Below are 6,284 nucleotides of genomic sequence, written 5' to 3' on the forward strand. Positions count from 1 at the left end.
GCGCTGGAGTCTAGGAGAACGTTTGCTGCCCGGCGGCGGGCGGGACGGCCTTGGTCGACGGCACGCTCGTCAGGTGCAGGTACTGCAGGCGGTAGCGCCCGACGACGATCTCGTCGCCGTCGGTCAGGACCCGCCACTCGACGCGCTCGCCGTTGACGAAGACGCCGTTGAGCGACCGGTCGTCGAGCACCCGCACGCCGTCGGCCTGGCGGACGATCAGCGCGTGGCGGCGCGACACCGTCGGGTCATCGAAGCGGATATCGGCCGCCAGGCTGCGACCGACGCGAGTCCACTCCTTCTCCAGCGGCGCGATGCGCAGGCGGCCCGCGTCCTCGTAGGCGAGGTACTCACCCGGCGTGTCGATCAGGGCGCGTGCGGCCACCACCAGCTCGGCGCGCTGCTCGGCGCTCGGGGCCTCACCCGCGCGGCGCTGGAAGCGGCCACCGGCAAACAGCGAGGCGCGGACGAAGCTGGCGCCGCTGCAGCCCGGACAGGGCGGCAGCTCGTCGGCCGCGGTCAAGGTCACCACGTACCCGCACTGCTCACAGCGGAAGGACCCCGTTCCCGCAAGGGTTCCAGACGTTAAGGACTCCATATCGACCAACTCCCTCGTTGCCGGCTGGCGACCCGCTCGAGCACCGACTGTACTGCCAGAGCGGCAGGCAAAAAACCCTGAGCGTCAATCCTTTGACAGGTCACCAACATCTCCACGCTCGGCTGCAGCGGGAGGAGCACCGTGGCAAGCGCCGAACCCAGGCCCATGGCCCGCACCCTCAAGACCCTCTCGGAGCCCGATCTCGAGCTCGCCCTGCTGCGCAAGTCGGTCGGGTCGCTGACCGCCGGCCGCCACAGCTGCGCCGACTGCGGGCGCACGCCGCTGGTCGGCGAGCGCATGTACCGCTTCGGCCGCTCCTCGACGGTCTGCGCGCTCTGCACGCCGCTGCGCCGCGCCGAGCCCGACGCCGTCGAGCTCGTGCGCCACTTCGAGCGCGGCCACACGGTCCGTCGCATCATCCCGCAGGCGGCCTGAGTCCGGCCCTGTCGGTCCGCGGGTAGAATCCGGCCGCGTGGATCCTCTCAGCGTCGAAGTCATCATCGCGCGTCCTCGCGAAGAGGTTTTCGCGTACCTCGCAGACATCGCCAACCACGCCGAGTTCACCGACCACTACTTGGTCAACTGGCACCTGACGCGCGAGGACAGCTACGGCGTCGGCGCCGGCGCGCGCTACAAGGTCCGGGCGCGCGGCAAGCGCTACACGTGGGCCGACTCCACGATCACCGAGCTCGTCGCTCCGCGGCTCGTCGTCGAGCGCGGCCGCACCGGCAAGTTCAACCGCAACCTGACCCGCGGCGTCTACGAGCTCGACGAGGCCTCCGGTGCCTCGACGCGCGTGACCTTCACGCTGGAGACCAAGCCCAAGCTGCTCTCCGATCGCCTCCAGGAGATCGGCTCGCGCGGCTGGCTGAAGCGCAAGAACAAGAAGGCCCTGAGCCGGCTGCGCTCGATCCTCGAAGAGGGTCTGGACCGTGGCGTGCGGCCCTCTGTCGCGGGCGGCGCGCGCAAGCCCGCTTCGGCCTTCCGGTTCCATCCCGACGTCAATCGCTAGAGTCCGCGCCCGCCATGCAGCTCCGCCGTCTCGCCGCCACCACCGCCGTCGCGCTCGCCGCCGCGACCTCACTTGCCGCCTGTGGGAGCGGCGGGGAGGAGCCCACCCACGGCGAGACCGAGGGGATCTACGTCAACACCGGCGACCTGAAGTACCAGGTCCAGATCTCGCGCCAGCTCAACGCGGCCGACTTCGAGGACCGCGACTACCTCACCGGCCTGCCCGTGGCCGACAGGGCGCTGCCCGCCGGTCAGGAGTGGTTCGCGGTCTTCATCCGGGTCTTCAACATGACCAAGGATCCGCATCAGGCGGCGTCGCAGTTCGAGATTCGCGACACCACCGGCCAGGTCTTCAAGCCGATCGCGATCAACACGAACCTCAACCGCACGGCCTACAAGGCGGTCGAGGTCGGCGCGGGCGACCAGATTCCCGTTCCGGGCTCGCTGGCTCGCGAGAACCTCACGCAGGGCGGCCTGATCCTCTTCCGGGTCCCCAACACGGCGTACGCCAACCGTCCGCTGGAGCTCAACATCACGCCTCCCGACGGCGGCCGCAGGGCCACCGTCGACCTGGACGTCTAGGGGCGGGTAGGCGCGGGCGTCGCTGGCGCCCAGCGCGGGCGTTGGCCGTGGGTGTGCGGCGTGGTCTGTTTGGCAGCGAGGAATGGATGTGGGTGGTGGTGCGCGGCGCCCGGGGTCGTCCGCTGGCGCCCGGGTGGGCCGAATCGCACTCGATGACATCGAACCCGCGATATGCGCGGGTTCGATGTCATCGAGTGCGTGGAACCCGCCTATATCGCGGGTTCCACGCGTTTGACGGCGAGGAGCCCACGATCCGGCCCCGAATCGCCTGCCCAAGCGACCGCGGACGACGGATGGCGCCTCGATGCGCCATCCCCGCTCGCTCTCCTCGGTGCCGACGGATCACGCCGCGCACCACCAGCCACGGCCGCGCTGAGCGCCATCGACGCCCGAGCCCCGCCGCCTACGACCCGCTCTTCAACCCTGCCAGCAGCACCTGCCGCGCCGCCGGCGCCGCGGTGTCCCCACCCGCGCCCGCGCCTACCAGCAGCACACCGACCGCCACCCGCGGATGGCCGCTGCCGGCCGGCGCGTACGACGAGAACCACGCGTCGGTGTCGGTCGTGTCGGCCTGCTGCTGCTGGTCCTGACATGACTCCGGATTGTCCGGTTCCGGCTTGCAGGTCTGCGTCGACTTCAGCTCGGCCGTGCCGGTCTTGCCAGCGACCTTGACGTCGGGGATCGCGGCGACCGTGCCGGTGCCGAAGCGCACGACGCCGAGCATCAGCTTCTCGACCTGGCGCGCCACCTTGGCGCTGGTGGCCGGATGCGTTGGCGCGACCTTCCAGCGGTCGGGGTCCAGCGTGACGTCGGGCCGCCGGCCGCGCAGGCCGATCGTCGCGGCGACGATCGCCATCTGCAGCGCGGTGGCTTGCACGCGACCCTGGCCGATCGCGCTGGAGCCGACCGCGAGGTCGTCGCCGATCTCGGCCGCCGGCGGAATCGACGCGGTCGCCGCGCCGGTGATCCCCGTTGGCGTGTTGAAGCCGAAGCGCTCGGCGGTCGCCACGAGCTTCGCCGCGCCGACTCGGGCGCCCAGCGGCGCGAAGACCGAGTTGCACGACAGCGCGAACGAGACCGCCAGGGTCCCGCCGCAGGACTCGCCGTTGGCGTTCTGCAGCTCGACGCCCTCCAGCGTCGCCGCCGTCTGGACCGGGAACGTGTCGGTCGGCTTGGCGACGCCGTTCTCCAGCACGCTGGTCGCGGTGATGATCTTGAAGGTCGAGCCCGGTGGCTGCAGCCCGCTGAAGCCGATGCCGGCGGCGGCGAGGATCTCGCCGGTCTTGGGTCGGATCGCGACGACGCCGCCGAGGCGCCCGGCCAGCGCGGTGACGGCGGCTTCCTGGACCTTGGGCGCGATCGTCGTGCGCACCGCCGCCGCCTTGCGCGGCGCGCGCTCTGCCACCAGGCGGGCGCCGGCGCGTAGCTCGCCGCCGGGCGTGCCGGCCAGTTGCTCGTCGAAGGCGCGCTCGAGACCGCTGATGCCGACCTGCGCGCCGTCGGGGTAGCCGAGCTGCGCGTCACGCTCCTGGCGATCGGCGGGAATCGGCCCCAGCGCGCCGACGATCGCCCGCGCTGTGGCGCCGAGCGGGGAGCTGCGCTCAGGGCCCTGGGCCAGCGGCGTGCCGTCGCGCGCGAGGAGGTCGGCGCGGTCGGGCATCTGCGTGGTGCGCTGGAGCTGCTCGCCGGCGCCGAGGCCGGGGAAGACGAGTCGCGGTGTCCAGGCGATGCGCGCGGTGTCGGCGTCCTTGACGACGTCGAGGGCGACGTCGCCGCGGATCGTCCCGAACGCGCGGGTCTGCAGGACGACGGGCAGGCGCCAGTGGCCGTCGCCGGTCTCGCGTGGGCGGCCGGTCTTGAGCGCGGAGATCGTCGCGGTGCCGGCCGCGTCGGCGTAGCGTTGGGCGAACGCCGCGGGCCGGTAGCGGTCCTGCGCATCAGAGGTGGTCTCGCGGCGCATCGCAGCCCAGTCGCGGCGATCCCAGGCGTGGGCGAAGCGCTGGACGGCGTCGCGCTCGCTCGGGCCGCCGGTGCTGGCGCAGACGACGCCGATGCCGCCCGCCACGACCACCACGGCGCCGATCGCCACGGCACGACGCACGCGCGTCTGGCTGCGCGAGGGACGGTGCGGCGGTGGCATCGCGCAGGAAGGTACTGACGCGACGCGTGCCACGGGTACGCTCCCTCCGGTTGACGCGCATCGATTGGCTGATCGTCGCCTTCACGGTCGTGATGGCCACCGTCGGGTGGCGGCAGGGATTCGTGGCGGGCGCGTTCGCGCTGGTGGGTTTTGCCGGGGGTGCATTTCTGGGAAGTCGTCTGGGCCCTGCGTTGCTCTCTGACGGCTCGTCCTCGCCGTACGCGCCGCTGGTGTCGTTGATCGCCGCGGTCACCGGCGGGTCGATCTTCGCCGGGCTCTTCGAGGCCGTCGGCTTCCTGGTGCGCCGCAGCGTCCCGATACCTGGCGTGCGAACGCTCGACGGTTTTCTGGGCGCGGTGCTCAGCGCGGCGATCGGACTCGGGCTGGCGTGGATCATTGGCGCCGTGGCGCTGCAGACGCCGGGCGTGCGCCAGCTGCGCCAGGACATCCAGCGTTCCGAGATCCTGCAGCGCCTCAACGCCGTCCTTCCGCCCTCGGGGTCGATTCTCAACGCGCTCGCCCGTTTCGACCCGTTTCCGCACATCGACGGCCCGGAGGCCGACGTGCCGCCGCCGAGCGCGGCGATCGCGCGCGATCCGGACGTGGCCGGGGCGGCCGGCAGCGTCGTGCGGATCCTCGGTACGGCCTGCGGCCTGGGCGTCGAGGGGTCGGGCTGGGTCGCGGGCGACGGGCTCGTGGTGACCAACGCGCATGTCGTCGCCGGCGAGGACGACACGGTCGTCCAAGAGCGTGGGGTCGGGCCCAAGCTCGACGCGTCTGCTGTGGCGTTTGATGCGACCAACGACGTCGCGGTGCTGCGCGTGAACGGGCTGAGCGCCCCCGCCCTGACGCTTGTCGGCGATCCGCCGGTGGGCGCCGAGGCCGCGATCCTGGGCTTCCCGCAGAACGGGCCCTACAGCGTCCGCGCCGGTCGCCTTGGTCAGACGCGCGCGGTGATCTCCACCGACGCCTACGGCAACGGCCCGGTCACGCGGCAGATGACGACCTTTCGCGGCGTCGTGCGCCCGGGCAACTCCGGTGGTCCGCTCGTTGACACGGCAGGTCATGTGCTGACGACGGTGTTCGCGCAGGCGACCGGCACGCCGCGCCACGGCGGCTATGGCGTGCCCAATGCGCTGGTCCGACGCGCCCTGGACGGCGCGGCGCCCGCAGGGCGGTCGGTCTCCACCGGCCCGTGCGCTCGCTGAGCAGAAACTGTCACAACATTCCAACACGCCCGGCGGCCTCCGGGTCCGGTCGCTACGCTCCCGCGTCACATGGGAAAGATCCTCGTCATCGCCGAGAAGCCGTCCGTCGGACGTGACCTCGCACGGATCCTGCCCGGGCCCTTCGAGAAGAAGTCCGGCGCGGGGGAGAAGACCGAGCGCTGGCTCGAGGGCCCCGAGCACATCATCAGCTGGGCCGTCGGCCACCTCGTCCAGCTCGCCGAGCCCGACGAGTACGACGACAAGTTCAAGAAGTGGCGCATGGCCGACCTGCCGATCGTGCCGGCCAAGTTCAAGCTGGTCGTGCGCGACGAGCGCTCCCAGAAGCAGATGTCGGTGGTCAAGACGCTGCTGCGCCGCGACGACGTCGACCTCGTCATCAACGCCTGCGACGCCGGCCGCGAGGGCGAGCTGATCTTCGCCTACCTCTACGAGACGAGCGGCGTGCACAAGCCCGTCCAGCGGCTGTGGCTCAACTCGATGACCAAGAAGGCGATCTCGGATGCCTTCGAGCGCCTCCGGCCCGGCGAGGACATGGCGCCGCTCGAGGCCGCTGCCCGCTCCCGCTCGGAGGCCGATTGGGTCGTCGGCATGAACGCCACCCGGGCCGCCACGATCCGGCTGCGCGGAGCCTTCGACAGCACCGTCTCCCTCGGCCGCGTCCAGACTCCCACTCTTGCCCTCGTGGCCCGCCGCGAAGAAGAGATCCGCGCATTCAAGCCCGAGCCTT

The 6,284-nt window shown here is 71.7% G+C and carries 7 protein-coding genes; 5 read left to right on the top strand and 2 right to left on the bottom strand.

Features of this window, described 5'->3' with window-relative positions; translation table 11 throughout:
• Positions 1-10 precede the first annotated feature (10 nt).
• A complete protein-coding gene (locus VGO10_RS02665; protein WP_327464866.1) occupies positions 11-595 on the bottom strand; it encodes an FHA domain-containing protein in 585 nt (194 codons plus the stop codon).
• 165 nt (positions 596-760) lie between these two features.
• Here VGO10_RS02665 and VGO10_RS02670 point away from each other — a divergent pair, with 165 nt between their 5' ends.
• The 3 genes from VGO10_RS02670 to VGO10_RS02680 are packed head-to-tail and all read left to right on the top strand — an operon-like array spanning position 761 to position 2,188.
• Positions 761-1,030 carry a hypothetical protein gene (locus VGO10_RS02670; protein ID WP_327464868.1) on the top strand — a complete coding sequence of 90 codons (270 nt, stop codon included), beginning with the start codon at positions 761-763 and terminating at the stop codon, positions 1,028-1,030.
• A gap of 37 nt (positions 1,031-1,067) precedes the next feature.
• On the top strand, positions 1,068-1,607 hold the full coding sequence (locus tag VGO10_RS02675; protein WP_327464870.1) for an SRPBCC family protein: 540 nt from the start codon (positions 1,068-1,070) through the stop codon (positions 1,605-1,607).
• Positions 1,608-1,621: 14 nt separating this feature from the next.
• A complete protein-coding gene (locus VGO10_RS02680; RefSeq protein ID WP_327464872.1) occupies positions 1,622-2,188 on the top strand; it encodes a hypothetical protein in 567 nt (188 codons plus the stop codon).
• A 403-nt stretch (positions 2,189-2,591) separates the two neighbouring features.
• On the opposite strand, the gene VGO10_RS02685 is transcribed toward VGO10_RS02680, so the two are convergent.
• Positions 2,592-4,328: a penicillin-binding transpeptidase domain-containing protein gene (locus VGO10_RS02685; RefSeq protein WP_327464874.1), complete on the bottom strand. Its 1,737-nt coding sequence runs from the start codon at positions 4,326-4,328 to the stop codon at positions 2,592-2,594.
• 50 nt (positions 4,329-4,378) lie between these two features.
• Here VGO10_RS02685 and VGO10_RS02690 point away from each other — a divergent pair, with 50 nt between their 5' ends.
• Together VGO10_RS02690 and VGO10_RS02695 are read left to right on the top strand one after the other, a co-directional pair.
• A complete protein-coding gene (locus tag VGO10_RS02690; RefSeq protein WP_327464876.1) occupies positions 4,379-5,536 on the top strand; it encodes a MarP family serine protease in 1,158 nt (385 codons plus the stop codon).
• Between the two features lie 69 nt (positions 5,537-5,605).
• Positions 5,606-6,284: DNA topoisomerase (locus tag VGO10_RS02695; RefSeq protein ID WP_327464878.1), on the top strand; the 679-nt coding region annotated here is incomplete at its 3' end.

The organism is Baekduia sp. (assembly GCF_035996765.1).
GTDB lineage: Bacteria > Actinomycetota > Thermoleophilia > Solirubrobacterales > Solirubrobacteraceae > Baekduia.